The following is a 16,934-nucleotide window of genomic DNA, read 5'->3' as shown; positions in this document are numbered from 1 at the left end:
ACTATGAGCAATGCACCTAAAGAAATCATCATCTATACAGACGGCGGGGCGGAGCCTAATCCTGGCCCTGGTGGTTATGGCGTTGTTATTATTGACGAAATAGGCACCCGTGAGCTTTCGGGTGGGTATAACTTAACAACGAATAACCGCATGGAACTGATGGCTGCAATTGCCGCCTTGGAGTCTATTAAAACTCCCGGCAAAATCAAGTTGTACAGTGATTCCAAATACCTGGTGGATGCGATGATTCAAGGCTGGGCTAAGAGATGGCAGAAAGCAGGCTGGGTCCGTAATGTAAAGGACAGCGTATCCAATGTTGATTTATGGGAAAGATTGCTGGCCTTGTGCGCCAAACATCAGGTGGAGTTTAACTGGGTCAAAGGGCATGCCGGGGATACTAATAATGAGAGGTGTGACCAATTATCCATGCAATTCCGAGAAAATCCAAGCCTGCCGAAGGATGAAGGATACAATCCGAAGCCGATTGTTAAGACCCCAGGGCAAACCAAGATCACCAGGGAGGGCCAACCCTGCCGTAAATGTTCTACGCCGGTTGTTAGGAAAGTGCCGATCAGAAAACTAAGGAGTGATCAGCCGTACTATTTCGAATACTACTTTTACTGTCCTGGGTGCCATGCTCAATATATGGTTGAGGCTGCAAAAAGGCACCAGAGAGAAACATAAAGCCGAGCATTTCTGCCCGGCTTTTTTGCTTGCATTTGGATGGCTGAATGGTGTAATCTTATATAGTAAACGACGGAGATGAGGTAAATGCCACTTAGCTGGAACGAAATCAAACATAACGCTATCAGTTTTTCCCACGAATGGGAAACCGCCTCCCGCGAGAATGCCGAGGCTAAAACTTTTTGGGACGAGTTCTTTGGCGTGTTCGGCGTCAAACGCAGGGTGGTGGCCAGTTTTGAGGAGCCGATCAAAAAACTCAACGGGCAGTACGGCTATATTGACCTGTTCTGGAGCGGGATGCTTTTGGTGGAGCATAAGAGCCGGGGCAAGGATCTAAGCAAGGCTGGGTCCCAGGCTTTTCAATACATTCAGGATTTGGTGAGCCAGGGCCGCCAAAGCGAGGTTCCCCGCTATGTAATAGTCTCGGATTTTGCCAAAATCGCATTGCACGACCTGGAGCCGGTGGGCCAGCGCGATCTGCCCTTGTTTGACCAGTGGCGGGTGGAAACGGTGGAGTTCCCCTTAACCGAACTGCACAGATACATCCACGCCTTTGCCTTCATACCCGGCTATAAACAGCACACTTACGAAAACCAGGACCCGATAAACCTGGAAGCCGTGGGCATATTGGGCAACCTTCACGACACTTTGGAGTCGGGCGGCTATCAGGGCCACGAACTGGAACGTTTTTTAGTGCGCATCCTTTTCTGCATGTTTGCCGAAGACACCGGGATATTTGAGCGCGAAACTTTCAAACTGTACATCGAAAACCACACCAAGGAGGACGGCTCCGATCTGGGCCTGCATCTGGCACGGCTGTTTGAGGTCTTGAACACTCCGCCGGAAAACCGCCAGAAGAACCTTGACGAAGACCTTACGTTATTCCGCTATGTCAACGGCGCGCTGTTTGCCGAAAAACTGCACTTTGCAGATTTCAACCGGGACATGCGCAATGCCCTTTTAGCCTGCACCCGGTTTGACTGGTCACAGATCTCCCCGGCCATTTTCGGATCGCTTTTTCAGGCGGTGATGGAACCCAAGGAGCGGCGGCAGTCCGGCGGGCATTACACCAGCGAGCGCGATATCCTTAAAGTTGTGCGGTCTTTGTTTTTGGACGACCTGCGGGCCGAATTCGAGAAAATTAAGAAGAACAAGCCGGAACTGGAGCGGTTCCACAAAAAACTGGCCAGTTTGAAGTTTTTGGACCCGGCCTGCGGCTGCGGCAACTTTTTGGTGATCACCTACCGCGAATTGCGCCAGTTGGAAAATGAATTGCTTAAAGAACTAACCGGCCAGCAGGTGCATGATATTGAGCATCTGTCAAAAATAGATGTTGATGCGTTCTACGGGATAGAGATCAAGGAATGGCCGGCCCGGATAGCGGAAGTGGCCATGTGGCTGATGGACCACCAGATGAATTTGAAACTGGCTGAAATGTTCGGCCAATACTATGCCCGTTTGCCCTTGCGCAAAAGCCCGACCATATTATGCGGCAATGCACTGAGGGAGGATTGGAAGAAATTATTGCCGCCGGAGAAATGCAGTTTTGTTTTGGGCAATCCCCCGTTTGTGGGGGCTAAATTCCAAACTGAGGAACAACGGGCCGACATATGCAGTGTTATGGTTGGAGTTGAAAGTAGCGGACTGTTGGACTATGTGACGGGGTGGTATTTCAAAGCGGCACAATATATCCAAGGCACAAAAGTAACGGTTGGTTTTGTTTCCACAAATTCCATCAGCCAAGGAGAACAGGCTGGAGCATTGTGGCTGCCGTTGTTTCAGATATTTGGGCTGAAAATTCATTTTGCACACCGGACTTTTTCCTGGGCTAGCGATGCCCGGGGTAAGGCACATGTTCATGTCGTGATAATAGGTTTCGGAGCTTTCAATAAAAGCCCAAAACAAATCTATGATTATCCACAAGAGGGGCAATCAATCGTTCAAACGGCAAAGAATATCAGTCCGTACCTGGTGGAGGGCTCCGATCAGGCGATTTTGAACAGGATGAAGCCATTGTGCAATGTGCCAGAGATGGGAATTGGCAATAAACCCATAGATGATGGGAATTATCTTTTTACGCCCGCAGAGAAGAAAGAATTCCTCCGCGCCGAGCCGGAAGCAAAGGAATATTTCAAGATATGGATTGGCGCAGATGAATTCATCAACGGCATCGAGCGGTGGTGTCTGTGGCTGGGTGAATGCCCACCAGACAAACTGAGGGAAATGTCCCATGCAAAAGCGAGGGTTGAGGCCGTAAAGAAATTTCGTTTGGCAAGCAAAAGCGCCCCGACCAGAAAAATAGCTGAAATGCCAACGAGGTTCCATGTTGAGAATATGCCAAAACGATCATATTTATTGATACCAAGAGTGTCTTCCGAACGCAGAAAATATATACCGATTGGTTTTATCTCGCCGACCATTTTGTCAAGTGATGCCACCTTGATAATCCCTAATGCAACCCCATTCCATTTTGGGATTCTATCGTCCGCAATGCACATGGCTTGGGTGCGGCAAGTATGTGGCCGTTTAAAATCTGATTATCGTTATTCCAACAAACTAGTTTACAACAATTACCCTTGGCCGGAAAATCCCAGCCTTACACAGCGCCAAGCCGTAGAAGAAGCCGCCCAGGCCGTGATAGATGTGCGCAAGGAATTCAAGGATTCCACTTTGGCCGATCTTTACGATCCTCTTTCCATGCCGCCAAAGTTGGTCAAAGCCCATGCCCAGTTGGACAAGGCGGTTGATAAGTGCTACCGTTCAAACCCTTTTGACAGTGAGCGCCAGCGGATAGAATATTTATTTGGGCTTTACGAAAAACTGACTGCGCCGTTGGTGACGGGCTTGAGTAAAAAGAAACCCCGCCGGAAGAAATAGCAAACAGCCCCACTCCCTCACTCACAGGCCGGTTCATTAAAACTTACTTGCAGATGGTATTGTTACGATTTCCTATTAGGAAAAACCAAAAAATCTGGATTTTTACATAGAGCCCATAGGTATTGTTATATATTATACGCAATAAAGATCCGAGCCCCCCGGTCATTTCTGTATTGCAGAATTTGTGAAATACTAAAAATAGACGCATTTCACCTGGTATTTTACTGCCCAACTGCCGGAGTAGCACTTTTCAATAAAACTGCGGTACAATTGCTCCTTTAAGCTAAGTATAACAATTACTTACAGTACATTGGCAACAACAATTCGGTTCGTGAATCTCCAGAATAAATACGCATTAAGGCCCATTTGTTCAAAATTAGACGGAACTTTTCATACGTCCGAAGCAGTGAATAAATCTTTACGGTAAAATTCCCGAAATTTGACTTTTCCCTATTTATTATGATATAATGATAATAATTGAAGAAGTTTAAACGTCGATGACGTCCGTTAACAATAAATCCGCCTGAAGCGGATAAAACCTACCGGAGTTAAAGTATACCAGTAATGAAAATTGCTGGTTCCTTAGCTCCGGTTTTTTAATGCCTTTTTCAAATGACAACTAATACTAACGATATCACGATAATAAAATCACCATACCTCCGATTATTTAGGTTTTAACTGCCAACCAGATAATCTACTGACACGTTCAGCGCTTTCGCTAATTTTGCCAACGTGTTTGGCCGGATATATTGGCTTTTACCGGCTTCGATCCGGGACAACGCCGCTTGGGACATTTCCACTGTTTTTGCTAATTGTCCTTGCCGCATCTTCAAGCCCCGTCTTGCCTGGTGGATTTTTTCACTCAGTTCCATTGTAAATACTCCATAATCGTTTATTAAATTATACCATAAACTATTTACAAATCCAAAATACTTAAACTCTGTAGATAAATATTTGCTTGGGAGTGGTTTTGTAAAATGTGAGTATTTTGGTTATTTTTCGATATCATGATAAAATTAATATAGCGTGAAATTATTTATGGAGGTGTAATATGGCAAGAAAGAAATCACAAAATTAATACCCGGGAATTAGCCAACAATCCACAGTAACACAACTTATTCACAGGGGGTCTTATGACCAATGGACTATATTCAGATTTCTGATTATCTAAACCAGAAGGGGATCTCTTACAAGATGGCGAATGGGGAGCTAGTCACTGATTGTATTTTTAATGACTGTGACCGAGATAGCCGTGATAGTGAAAAACATTTGTACATCAATCCCGACACCAGTGCCTGTTATTGCCATAAATGTGGCACCAAAGGCAATATCGTTACCATCGCAAACCAGCTTGGCGATAAGGCAGCTGATATCGCGGCCAAGCCGAAATCCAAACAACCAGTAAAATTCGGCCCGGAGCTTGTAGAATACTGCCATGCCAACCTGCCCGCCAGAATCCGCAAATACCTTAATGACAGGGGCATCCCGGACAGCCTGATAGATCAGTATAAATTGGGCTTCGGCTGGTTCAAAGGTAAGGGCTGGGTTACAATCCCGGTTTTTGGGTCCGATGGCAGACCATTGTACTTCAAATTACGGCAAGACCCGGATGCCGGTTCGGAAAAAATAACCTGGCCCAGCGGGGCTATGCATTTGTTCAATTCAGCGTCCATAAAAGAAGAAACCGAAAAGCTGCTGATATGCGAGGGCGAACTGGACTGCCTGGCCGCTACCGCCAATGGAATAACCACCGTCACCTCCACCCACGGAGCCATGAATTTCAAGATGGAATGGCTGGAAGGTGTCCGAAAGGATCAGCCAATTTACCTCTGTTTTGATAATGACCCCACCGGGCACAAGGCGGCAGTCAAACACGCTCAGGCGCTGTTTAAAGCCGGGTTCTCCGCGGTTCATATAATCACGCTGCCAGACGAGGTCGGCGACAAGGGTGATTTGACAGACTATTTTACAAAATTGCAGGGCAAGCCGGAAGACCTGTTCACCACCTATGCGGCCCCCTACCCAACCCGCATCGACACCAGCAAGTTCCAGGAGATGGGCTTTGAGGATATTGCCAAGGTGCTGGATTTGACCATCGTGGAAGAAAATGTCAACAAGGTAATAGCGTTTCTGGCCATGCTTTCGGCATATAGTCCGGACAGCCAGCTGAATGTTTCCTTCAATGCCCCGTCCTCCTACGGAAAAACCTATATTATCCAAGAGGTGGCCAAATTATACCCAAAGGAGAACGTGACCAAACTTTCCAAGTGTACAGCCGCGGCCTTCTATCATGATGTGGGCGAATACGATGAGGAAGAAAATATGCATGTCATCAATTTTAAAAACACCGTGATCATATTTCTGGACCAGCCCAACCAGGACCTGATGTCGAGGTTGAGGACGCTTTTATCGCACGACGATAAAGAGCTACTGTCTAAGATAACCGATAAGTCAGAGCGATATGGTCTGAGAGCTAAAAACGTCAAATTTGTCGGCTGGCCGGTGGTGGTCTACTGCACTGCCGGGCAACTGATGGACGAACAGGAAGCCACCAGGTTCATTATATTGAGCCCGGATACCAACGAAGAGCGGTTAAAAGAATCGGTGAAGATGACCATGGCCCGGCAAAGCAACCCGGCCAAATTTACAGCCTCCCTGGAAAACCAGCCAAGCCGTATTTTGATAAGGAATCGGATTCTGGGGATCCAACAAGCCGAGATAGAGGAGATCAAAATCCCAGAGTCCCTGTTGCCCGGTATCTATGAACGTTTTACCACAGACCGCAAATTAAAACCCAGGGATCAGCGGGACATTGCCCGGCTATTGAATATTGCCAAGATTTTTGCCCTTTTAAACCACTGGTTCCGGGAGAAACAGGGCAAAACGTTGGTCGTGGCTGAAAAGGATATTGCCGAAGCCTTCAAAATCTGGGAACAAATAGCAGAATCACAGGATTTGAGCGTGGCCCCGTATATCCTTAGCGTTTTTACCGAGGTCATATTGCCGTTATTCAAAAAGCAAAATACAAATAACAGCGGCACAAACCCCAAAGGCATTACCCGGCAGGAAATAGTAGTGGCGTATGCCCAAGTTTTCGGGCATACCATGAGTGAAACCAAGCTTCGACAGGATATATTGCCCCCGTTGGAGGAGGCGGGCTTAATCTACCAAGAAGCTGACGAAAACAACCGCCGCAAAATGCTGGTTTTTGTGCCTGAAGGACTGACCAGTGAGCCGCAGGGTGGGGTAAAATAGTTATATTCAAAATATTAGGAGTATTTATGGCGATGTTGAATGATGAACAGATCAGGAAATTCCAGGAACTGCACCGTAACCGTTTTGGGAGTGAAATATCACGGGAAGATGCCATTGACCAGGGAGGTAAGCTGATCAACCTTATGAGTCTGATAATGCAGGCAATGGCTGCCCGGCAGGACCAAGAGATGGCGGCCAAGGGGAACCCGGAAACCAAAGACCAATAACCCTAAAAACAGTGTCCGGGTGCTATCGGGTGACGGCATCCGGACACAAACCAAAACAAGGAGAAACACCATGGAAACACAAACCAATCCCAGGAAGCTTAGGTATGTCCTCTATGCCAGGAAAAGCTCTGAGGCCGAGGACAGACAGGTCCAATCCATCCCTGATCAGATTGACCGGCTGGAACGTCTGGCCAGGGAAAAGGGCCTTCAGATCACGGCGCGCCTGGAAGAGCAGAAATCAGCCAAAAATCCCGATGAGCGGCCGGAATTCAAGAAACTGGTGGGCTTGGTCAAGGCTGGCAAGATTGACGGGATCCTTTGCTGGCAGATTAACCGGCTCAGCAGAAATCCGGTAGACAGCGGGGAAATCAGCTGGTTATTACAACAGGGCAAACTCAAATCCATCCAGACCTACGAACGGGAATATTTGCCCGAAGACAACGTACTTTTATTCAGCGTGGAAAGCGGCATGGCCAATCAGTACATCATCGAGCTTAGGAAGAATGTCAAACGTGGAACCGACAGCAAGCTGGCCAAGGGCTGGGCACCAAACCGACCACCGCTGGGATATCTGAATGACAAGAGCGAAAAGACCATCGTCAGGGATCCGGAACGCTTTGTTATAATCCGGAAGATGTGGGATCTGATGTTGACCGGAACCTACACCGTGCCCAAAGTGCTGGATAAGGCCACCAAGGAATGGGGATTGAGGACACGAAAGTCAAAGAAGCTGGGCGGCAGGATACTTTCGGTATCAGGGGCGTACAAGATTTTTGGTTCGGTCTTCTACACCGGCCTGATCCCCTACATGGGAAAACTTTACGAAGGCAAGCATGAGCCGATGGTCACGATGGCGGAGTTTGAACGGGTCCAGGCCATGCTCCACAAGCCCGAGAAGCAAAACGAGGAAGTATATGAATTCCCATATACCGGTATGGTCCGGTGCGGGGAGTGCGGGTGCATGGTAACGGCCGAGGTCCAGGTCAAGCGGAGCAAAACTAAGCCTGGCCAGTTCAAGAACCATGTCTACTACCACTGTACGCTGCGCAATAAGTATCAAAAGTGCGGACAAAGAAAATATGTCCGAGGCGCCGACTTGGATACTCAGATATCGGATCTGCTGTCAAAGGTTACCATACTGCCGGAGTTTAGAGATTGGGCGCTGGAATCCTTGAGTAAGGCCAATGGCAGGGAGATTGAAGAACGAACGGCTATCTTTGAATCCCAGCATAGAGCACTGGCCCAAGCCCAACGGAGCCTTGACAACCTTACCCAGATGCGCTACAAGGATATGATTGGCGATGAGGAATTTTTAGTGGAGAAGAACAAGTTACAGGAACAAATCACTATACTGAAAACCAAAATGAAAGAAACGGATAGTCGCACAACGGACTGGCTGGAGTTGACGGAAAAGGCCTTCCATTTCGCCAGCAATGCCAGGTTAGCCTTCCTCCAGGGCGATGTCCAGACCAAGCGGGAGATATTGACTGCGTTAGGTTCGAACCTGATTTTAAAGAACCAAAAGCTAAGTCTGACAACGAGTTGCTGGTTGGCGCCTATCGAGGTTCACTACCCTCCCCTTGAGGAAGCATATCGTGCGTTCGAACCGTCGCAAGTCATTGGAAAATCAAAAAGGACTGATGCAAAAGCGTCAGTCCTTCCTGAATGGCTGGCTGAAGTGGACGACATTTGCAACTGGTTAATGTCTGTAGAATGCAGCATTTACTACCATTCTCTGCAATCCATCGACGATATGATTAAGCAATCCGAAGAACTGACTCGGACGGGCTAAACAAGGCCCTGAATGCCCCAGTGAGGGGTCTGGGATGCTCCAGGGTGGCCTATCACCAGAATATCGACCACAACCCCGGTTAAAGGAACTCGCCTGGATTAAGCGATTCCAGGGACGTTATCCGGTTGTAAGCAATAGCCAAAAGATTGCGATAGAACCTCGACTGGGTTATGGAACACCAGCTTTTGAAAGTGGGCAATGTAATGCCAATTGGAGTTGCATCACTGGGAACAGATAGCCCCCGTAAAGCATAAACGTTAATAGCCGCAGTCAACTGCGGCTATTGTTTTTTATGTTGCAATGGTAAGTTATATTTTACTATTTACTCAAGTCCAAACTGAGCCTTGCTCATGAGTTTATTATTTTGGAACATGGCGTTCATGTTTGAACCGTCCGTGTTCTGCCACATATACATCTTTGTCGTTATGCTCGCCATTACTCCAGGAATGCCTTCCACCTTGCTACTCGACATCACCTCGCCTTCAGCACCGATGATTTTTACCACTTGGGCATAGGACATGCCTTCCTGGATTTTGGTGAACTTTGCCTTGGTGACTTTTTGAGCAGGGGGTATATCTTCCTGGATTGCAGCGGCCTTTGTCTTGGAGACCTTTTGAGCAGGGGGTATATCTTCCTGGGTTGTGGCATCCTTTGTCTTTGCGACTCGAAAACCCACGTTTTCTAACTTATCAAAGGTGCAGCCGAGATAGCGGGTGTAGATTCTAATTTCGACCTGAGCGTCTGAAAAAGAACCACCTCGCAACACTGGAAATTCGCCAGTAGACGGGCCGGTAGGATTGTTTGAAGGCGAACTGCTGTAGTATTTTTCGTCATACCAGTCATTGCACCATTCCCACACATTTCCGGCCATGTCATAAGCTCCGTAGGGCGAAACGCCGGTGGGAAGACTTCCGACAGGCGAAGTGTTATTTTCGTTATCGCCCTTTTCTCCGCTGTAACACTTGGAACTATTCCATTCATTCCCCCAAGGATATTTTCTGCCATCTGTCCCTCTGGCCGCCTTCTCCCATTCGGCCTCAGTAGGCAGGCGCAAGCCCGCCCATGCGCAATAGGCCTTTGCGTCGTCCCAACTCACTAACACCACCGGGTAATTGTCCCCGGTATTCCAATTGGGTTGTTCTGGCATGGTTGTGCCGGTGGCATTGCAGAACTTTTTAAACTGCCCCACCGTGACTTCGTATTTGCCTATGTAGTATTTATCTAAATAAACTGTGTGAACGGGCTTTTCGTCATCGTTTTCGTTGCTGCCCATGCTAAAAGACCCGGCAGGGATTTCTATGAGAACAGAGCCATCCTTTAGGTTAGTTGTCTCTTTATTGTTTTTACTACAACCCATAAAAGCAATAACTGTTATTGCCAAGATTGAGAATATTATCTTTTTCATGGTCAGACTCCTTTGTAATTATTTTATACCCCTGGTTATTTAATATTAGCTGTGACCTACTCCCATCATTGCATCATTTAATAATGAAATATCCAGATATGCGTGGATTTCTCTAATAGTAAATGCAGGTTACAGCTGTCAATGCGGAATACAGATTTTATCTAAGGCTTTTCTAAACTCATGTCCAAATACTCTTTCAATGCCGTATGTAAATGTATTGCATTCATCACGTCTCCGCTCAGAAGAATAATAACCAGGTTCTACGCTTACTCTTTGTCTCATTACTAATTCAATTGATTCCTCAAGTGTGGGAGCTAAAATCACGTTATATGCACTACGGGTGTTGTCCCCAAAAGCACGAATTAATGCAATTGCAGCATCATCATGATAATCACAAAAATCATTGATACCCATGCTTCTATAATATTCTAAACGACTGCTGGAAAGAGCAAGAACCACAATACTTATATCAACATGACTCCGCAACTTCGTTTTAAGCTTAATAAATCTTTTGTCGTCACCCAAAACATCAGATAATTTTTCAAGTCTCATTAAATATGATATTGCGCCAGTTAGCCGGGCTCCTTTTCTTTTTACAATATTATCAATATTTGCAAGCTCTGTCTTAGCCTCTTTTATTCTGCTCTCGTTTGCTAATCGCCTTTGTTCCTCCTCGGCCTTCTTTCTTGCGAGCTCTTCTTCTTTAGATTTTGAAAGCTGAACCATAAAACTTGCGGGAATGGTTAATGAATCCCGAAATGATGAATAGTCGGCTAACTGAAAGCTAAATAACAAATCACTGTTGGTTTGATAATCTTCTAAATTTATATGTATTTTCCCAGTAGAATCGGTCAATTGCTTTTTTATTTCACCGTTTGGAAGTTTGATTGTTATAGCTACTTGGGAAAGCCAGTTACTTGATTCTACAACGTTGCTGTCTACTTTTGTTTTAGTATGTGTTGGCTCAATTAAGGCCAATAAATAAGTAACGCCTAATGCTGGGAGGATAGCTGTTATAATACTGCCTCCCAGTCCACCGCTGACATTGGCGGTAGAATCACGTTGTGCATTTATTATAAGACCACCACCAACAGAAAGACCTACCCATAAAAATCCAGCCCCGTGGGTGGTTAGCGAACTTTTGCTTTTGCTGATTGATTTATTTATTACAAGGTTTGACTTACTACGCTTTAATTGTAATGTTACATGTGGATTTTGCACAGTGTATGAACTCTTTAAAAGGGAAATGTTATCTTCAAGAAGAACTGATTTAATAAGGTTTGAATTACTGCTTATATTTCGAGTTGCGCAACCCGTAAATAGGAGTAATGCCAATAATAGAGTTGTGATGTAGTTCATTACTACCTCTCCTTTTTAACATTGCAGGTTCATTTAACAATATAATAGTAATTGAAACACAACCCAAAGTCAAGAATATAATACACATTAGGTATATAATAAAATCTCCCGCCAAGTGCTATCATACAGAAACACTACGGCGGGAGATTTTGATGGATATTCGTAAAGACCTCGGCAAGAGAATACTGGCCCTCCGGAACAAGAAGGGCCTGACCCAGGAGGAGCTGGCTGAGAGGACAGGCTTGAGCAATACCTACATTGCCATGCTGGAGACCGGCAAGAGAACTCCGTCCCTGGAGGCCCTATATAAGCTGGCTGATGCCCTGAACGTCAGGATTGTTGATATTCTTTCATTTGAGCGGCCCGCTGTTAAAGGGACTAAGGCCGGGTTCGTTGGCATAGAGCTGACCGAGCAAGAAGCAAGGATTGTCCGGGAGGCCGCCTTGATTCTCGGGAAAAGAACCAACATAAAGAAGTGACTGACAGAGATTATGGGGTAGATAAAGGGGGGGGGCGCACGTAAATACGCCCCCCCCCCCTTTTTATTAATAATTAATTCCTATATTTGCATCAGAGTCCTCTCAATGCTATTTATTGTTTTTATCCGAAAGGTGTTTCCTGAGAAGTAAATCTGTTTCCAATACTTTGAAGGTCATTGAATTTGCTGTTTTATCTGGATTTTTCATAAACTCTTCTTCAATTTTATCCTGCTGCTTTTGTGAATATTGAATTTTTGAGGAGATATCATTCGGCCTGTCGACAAATATAAAAGAAGTCACATCTTTATTGTATAAATTTTGAGCTGTTGATATATTGCCTTTCATATGAATTTTTGAATTAGGTAACAATTTAAGTTTGTTTGGAATTAACGATGTAAAAAATACAATCGGCCCAATTTTAGTATATATACCTAATTTCTTTTTGCTTGTTACTATTGTTGCATCAACAGCTCGTATCAAATAGGAATTAATCCGCTCGTTAATGTTTGGGGGCAGATATCCTTTTCCTGCTATCAAATTTTGTAAGAATATTATATGGGTTTCGCAATCTCCCGTGTCAAATCGATTGCCTATTAAAAAATCACGCCAAATGTCAATATACTCCTCAATTGTTTTATAAAACTCAACATTGTCATAATCCTCTTTTCTCAACTTACTCGTAACTAAATGACGCCATTGAAGGGAGATGGCAAAATAGAGAAGCCAGTTATCATATTTAAATGAAACCGGCTTGCCGACACCGATACCCTCTGGTGATAAAGCATTATTTACATAAGGATAAAATATGTTACTGGCAAATGGAGTTTCATATTTGTTAAATATGCTTTCACACTGTTGGCAAAGCAGGTAGTCTTTTAGACCATCTTGCCTACGTATATTAGGGTTTTCCAGTAATCTTAAATACCCTGTTGCAGATGTATCTTTAATCCAACGAAATACAAAGGAGGGAATAAGATGACTATTTGACAATAATGCTGGATTTAAACACAATGCGCATGTGTTCATAAAACACCAAAAAGCAATATTTGTTTTTTAGGTAAACTATGTTCACTATTATTATCTGCATATATTGTCAATATCATAGTTCTTGCCTTCCAGAATATTAGTTTTTATGGTTGTCCTTCTCTTATAAAGAACTTTAGACAAATCATATTTCCCCTGGCAATGGTAATTATCCTCCAGTTCCCCCAAGGACACCATCACGTCCGGATGCTCCGGCGCAAGAGCCTTTTCCCGGATGGCCAGGGCTCTCCTATACAGCGGCTCAGCCAGGTCGTATCGGCCCTGGATACGGTAAAGCTCGCCCAGGTTGTTCAAGGTGACTGCCACGTCCAGGTGTTCCGGGTCTAAAGCCTTTTCCTGTATTGCCAGAGCCCGCTGGTAATGAGATTCGGCCTCAGCCCTTCTCCCCTCGGGGAGGTAGAGCTCCCCCAGCATATTAAGCGCTGTGGCCACATTGGGGTGCCCTGGAGAAAAAGCCTTTTCCACCGCCTTCAAAGCTTCTTCAGCGACCCCGGCAGCTTCTGTAAACTGGCCCTGGTAATAAAGTTTATCGGCCTTATTCTGTAGTTTTTTCCATTTCATAAGACACCCTTGATTTATCTGAATATTTGGCATTACCAAGAGCAAGGCCTGATGTGTATTTAATTATAAGCTTTGACTTGGTAGCCAAAATATCGTAATCCGCAATTTGAGTTCTTGTTTATTAGCGGATACTTATCAGGATTTGTGAACCCAAGTATTTCGTTCATAGAAGATGACCCAAGATTCTTTATATTATTGCAATAATCCATCCTTGCAGCCAGCTGTCCATCCCCATTTACAAGTTCATTTAAAGCGGTTCTAATGTCAGCAACTTTGTTATTGTTTAGGATTTTAGTTCGGTTTATAGGATATGAATTTAAACTATTAAGGCAATGGAATATCTGGTCTAATTCATCTTTAGTTAGTTTTAAGACTTTAGTAGGAACAAGCATCCTTTTAAGTATTTTGGAGTTGTTCAATCGCCATTTAATATCTTCCTCTCCCTGTTCTCCTCGCCTTACTTTTGCGTTCCATTCCTTATAGTTGATTGCCCACTTTTCTATCTCCTGCATCTGTTGGGTTTGCGATAACATTCTCGGACTTTTCTTTGCATAACTGAATGAAGGCGTTTGTGGGGCCTCATGATACAGGTAATTAAACAATCCATCTATTTCAAAATATAAAGGCTCTTTTCTCCAGATGCGCTGAACCATAGAATATTTATTTGCAAAATCTTCATAATCGGCCACAAGGCGGTCGTAATTTAGAAATCGTTTTGCAAGATTCTTGACAAATGAGCCGGGGTCATTTGGTAATTTAAATAATGTTGGCAATGGTGTGCCGGTCTCTTCCTTTGACTGGGTTTTAGATTTAAATATCTTATGAAGTTGGTCTGGCTTTACATTCTCTGCCAGTTGCCACCAACTGTTATAAAGTGCGATTATCTGTTTTGTCTCTTCCGAGTCGCAACCGAAACCTATTTCATGTCGTTTTGAAAATGCTGTGCTTGTGAGATTTGCAGAAGTCACTATACAGATATCATCGACTATATATATTTTGGCATGAAGCCCAAGAAGTGTTTTTACTTGTCCTCTGTCATGAAACAATTGTAACGTTTCTGTGTTAATGCAGGAAAGGTCAGAGGTATCTGTTAACAACTTTACGTTTACAGATGGGTTGTCAAACCACTGTTTGCCCAATATTTTTCTTATCGAAATTGGGCTTCCAATATAAGGGACAGCTACCCATAGACGATATGAAACATTGTCAGCGAACGTTCTTAATTCTCTTACTAATTGTGGCCCAAATAACAGTTTCATTTTTCTACTCGCTAATCTTTTATAAAATGCATGTGTTCAACTTCTGCAAACCCATTGATTTGTAATATGTGCTTTATGGTTTCTCTGTTTGGATTATAATCTTTAATAATCCCTCGCCATTTTCGTTCGGGATAATTTTTTAGCAATAGCATAATTGCGTGTTTGGCAAAACCTTTTTTCCTAAAATTCCGGTTAATTATGATATCAATTTCCCAATGTTTATCATCAATATCATAAATCAATATTATTCTGCCAACTATAGTGCCATTGCTTACTATTTCATGGTTTTCTCGAATACCCGTAAGGGAGGTAGGAATAACAGGAACTTTATCGCCTTTTAATAGCGCCTTTTCCAATTCTCTATACTCCTTGGTCGACAAGCCCATTGTTTGTGGGCAATCCTTTACTTCTGACAACTGTTCAAGAGTAAGCAACGCATCATTATTTATTCTGATTAGCAGACTCATTATCTCCCCTTTGTTTTACAGTTAAAATCTCTTGCTAAATCCTGCTTATGCCTATCGGCTCAATAAAAGTATTGTTGTTGTCTGGGTCTAATAAAATATTCGCACGTAAAATCATGCCCATTTTAAAATAGTCCATTTCCCAAATATCAAACAATAAGCTATACGGCACGACTAAGTTCATGCCTACGCCTTTAATTGCCGTGTTTTGGCTAAAAAATAAAGTAAATTCAGAGTCACTAATTGTTTTTAGGGTAACCTCTGCATTTTTAATTAATGCTCGGTTACCTTTAGATATCAAGTAAATTGGCGAATGCAAATCAACACCTCGATGACATATAGTCTGGAGGCGCTTCATTCTCAACAGAAGAGAGCGTGAATTATTCATAATCCTTTCTTCCACTTGGTAAGGTTTCATGTATTTTTTATTATAATCTGTTCTGTATGGAAATTTTATTGCGTTTGCTTCGCTTTTATGGTGCACAGCAGCAATCCCTTGTTCTAACGGGAATATATTAATTGCTAAAAGAGTAACACTATCCTTTATTTTTATAGACTTACATTCATATTTTATATTTGACGGATAAATATATTCTAACACGCTGTCACTAATAAACTGTTCTACGTTATCACCATTATTAATGCCAACAAACGATTGAGCGAAGTTCATATTGTCAATAGAATCTTTACCTTCTTCAATCCCAACAACAATAGACCCACCGAATGAGTTTGCAAACGAACAAATATCAAGTGCAAGCTCCTGTGCTATTTTATGTTTATCGGTGTCTATTACTATTTCCTTTTTAAAGTCAAGATATAATGACTCTTTTGTTTGGCCTAAAATAACGTATCTTTCAACATCAGAAGAAGTGCTAATATAGACGGGGGAGTTCATGGGTAATCTCCTTTATAAAATGTATACTTTCAAAAGCCATTTCGCACGTAACTATTTATAAGTTATATTCTCTCTTAATACTACCATAAAATATATGATATTGCGATATTAAATTTAAATTTGTGATTTCCGCAGTCAACTGCGGAAATCAACTTTAAGCTCATTTCTGCGATGCACCATTTTGGTGCGGCCCTATCAGGTCGACTTTTTCAGAAAATCTTTGATAGAACCCGTCCATGCCTCGTCAGTCTGCTGGGTTACAATTCTCAGGTGGTATCCTTGGGCATCAAGCTGGTCTATCTGGCCATCGGTCACCTTCTGAGCCCAGGCCCGCAGATGCAGCAGCCTGGGCCTTGCCATTGTCCTGGCCTGCACCGTGAAATACTGACCCCTGGGAACGTATCTAAGGCGTATCCAGCCCTTCCTTAGAAGACCGGCCATAATCTCCTGTCGGGCCTTTCCCTCGAGCCCCAGGGGCTCCCTGTGCCGTTTATAAGCCTCCAGGATGGCCTCACGGCTCAGCCCGAACCGGGCGGGGTTCTTTATGACGGCCCGGATATGGGTTACGACCTGGCCGGTGACGGGGATAATCCTGCCCCTGGGGGAAATCCAGTATGCCTCGTATTTCATGGC

General features: G+C 44.1%; 16 protein-coding genes. 6 read left to right on the top strand and 10 right to left on the bottom strand.

Features of this window, described 5'->3' with window-relative positions; all coding sequences use genetic code 11:
* Positions 1-3: 3 nt before the first annotated feature.
* Together rnhA and HZA73_07220 are read left to right on the top strand one after the other, a co-directional pair.
* Complete coding sequence (gene rnhA / locus HZA73_07225; GenBank protein ID MBI5805821.1) at positions 4-684, top strand: ribonuclease HI; 681 nt, start codon at positions 4-6, stop codon at positions 682-684.
* Positions 685-771: 87 nt separating this feature from the next.
* Positions 772-3,561, top strand: coding sequence for a class I SAM-dependent DNA methyltransferase (locus HZA73_07220; protein ID MBI5805820.1), 2,790 nt, complete (start codon positions 772-774; stop codon positions 3,559-3,561).
* 674 nt (positions 3,562-4,235) lie between these two features.
* Here HZA73_07220 and HZA73_07215 read toward each other — a convergent pair.
* Together HZA73_07215 and HZA73_07210 are read right to left on the bottom strand one after the other, a co-directional pair.
* Positions 4,236-4,433: a helix-turn-helix transcriptional regulator gene (locus tag HZA73_07215; GenBank protein ID MBI5805819.1), complete on the bottom strand. Its 198-nt coding sequence runs from the start codon at positions 4,431-4,433 to the stop codon at positions 4,236-4,238.
* A 337-nt stretch (positions 4,434-4,770) separates the two neighbouring features.
* Entirely contained in the window at positions 4,771-4,998 is a 228-nt protein-coding gene (locus HZA73_07210; protein MBI5805818.1) for a hypothetical protein, read from the bottom strand.
* 144 nt (positions 4,999-5,142) lie between these two features.
* Here HZA73_07210 and HZA73_07205 point away from each other — a divergent pair, with 144 nt between their 5' ends.
* The 3 genes from HZA73_07205 (at position 5,143) to HZA73_07195 (ending at position 8,835) form a co-directional block, all read left to right on the top strand.
* Positions 5,143-6,816, top strand: a complete 1,674-nt coding sequence (locus tag HZA73_07205) for a toprim domain-containing protein (GenBank protein MBI5805817.1) — start codon at positions 5,143-5,145, stop codon at positions 6,814-6,816.
* 26 nt (positions 6,817-6,842) lie between these two features.
* The gene (locus tag HZA73_07200) at positions 6,843-7,043 is read left to right on the top strand and encodes a hypothetical protein (GenBank protein ID MBI5805816.1); all 201 of its coding nucleotides are present in this window, start codon (positions 6,843-6,845) and stop codon (positions 7,041-7,043) included.
* A 70-nt stretch (positions 7,044-7,113) separates the two neighbouring features.
* The gene (locus HZA73_07195; GenBank protein MBI5805815.1) at positions 7,114-8,835 is read left to right on the top strand and encodes a recombinase family protein; all 1,722 of its coding nucleotides are present in this window, start codon (positions 7,114-7,116) and stop codon (positions 8,833-8,835) included.
* 322 nt (positions 8,836-9,157) lie between these two features.
* Here the strand turns inward: HZA73_07195 and HZA73_07190 are convergent, their stop codons facing one another.
* Both HZA73_07190 and HZA73_07185 read right to left on the bottom strand, forming a co-directional pair.
* On the bottom strand, positions 9,158-10,240 hold the full coding sequence (locus tag HZA73_07190; GenBank protein ID MBI5805814.1) for an SUMF1/EgtB/PvdO family nonheme iron enzyme: 1,083 nt from the start codon (positions 10,238-10,240) through the stop codon (positions 9,158-9,160).
* 138 nt (positions 10,241-10,378) lie between these two features.
* Entirely contained in the window at positions 10,379-11,599 is a 1,221-nt protein-coding gene (locus HZA73_07185) for a hypothetical protein (GenBank protein MBI5805813.1), read from the bottom strand.
* A 152-nt stretch (positions 11,600-11,751) separates the two neighbouring features.
* Here HZA73_07185 and HZA73_07180 point away from each other — a divergent pair, with 152 nt between their 5' ends.
* Positions 11,752-12,078 carry a helix-turn-helix transcriptional regulator gene (locus HZA73_07180; GenBank protein MBI5805812.1) on the top strand — a complete coding sequence of 109 codons (327 nt, stop codon included), beginning with the start codon at positions 11,752-11,754 and terminating at the stop codon, positions 12,076-12,078.
* A gap of 108 nt (positions 12,079-12,186) precedes the next feature.
* Here HZA73_07180 and HZA73_07175 read toward each other — a convergent pair whose 3' ends face one another.
* The 6 genes from HZA73_07175 to HZA73_07150 all read right to left on the bottom strand — a co-directional run bounded on the left by HZA73_07175 (position 12,187) and on the right by HZA73_07150 (position 16,931).
* Complete coding sequence (locus HZA73_07175) at positions 12,187-13,104, bottom strand: hypothetical protein (protein ID MBI5805811.1); 918 nt, start codon at positions 13,102-13,104, stop codon at positions 12,187-12,189.
* 51 nt (positions 13,105-13,155) lie between these two features.
* Positions 13,156-13,683 carry a tetratricopeptide repeat protein gene (locus tag HZA73_07170; GenBank protein MBI5805810.1) on the bottom strand — a complete coding sequence of 176 codons (528 nt, stop codon included), beginning with the start codon at positions 13,681-13,683 and terminating at the stop codon, positions 13,156-13,158.
* Positions 13,684-13,742: 59 nt separating this feature from the next.
* Positions 13,743-14,942, bottom strand: coding sequence for a phospholipase D family protein (locus HZA73_07165; protein ID MBI5805809.1), 1,200 nt, complete (start codon positions 14,940-14,942; stop codon positions 13,743-13,745).
* Between the two features lie 11 nt (positions 14,943-14,953).
* A complete protein-coding gene (locus HZA73_07160; GenBank protein ID MBI5805808.1) occupies positions 14,954-15,409 on the bottom strand; it encodes a hypothetical protein in 456 nt (151 codons plus the stop codon).
* A 34-nt stretch (positions 15,410-15,443) separates the two neighbouring features.
* Complete coding sequence (locus HZA73_07155) at positions 15,444-16,301, bottom strand: ATP-binding protein (GenBank protein ID MBI5805807.1); 858 nt, start codon at positions 16,299-16,301, stop codon at positions 15,444-15,446.
* A 195-nt stretch (positions 16,302-16,496) separates the two neighbouring features.
* Positions 16,497-16,931 (bottom strand): hypothetical protein, encoded by a 435-nt coding sequence (locus tag HZA73_07150; GenBank protein MBI5805806.1) that lies wholly within the window; start codon positions 16,929-16,931, stop codon positions 16,497-16,499.
* Positions 16,932-16,934: the final 3 nt, after the last annotated feature.

It is taken from the genome of candidate division TA06 bacterium, assembly GCA_016235665.1.
In the GTDB taxonomy this organism is placed as follows: Bacteria; Edwardsbacteria; AC1; order AC1; family EtOH8; genus UBA5202.
The sequence above is the reverse complement of the archived record's forward strand: the minus strand, read 5'-3'. Positions and strand labels throughout refer to the sequence as shown.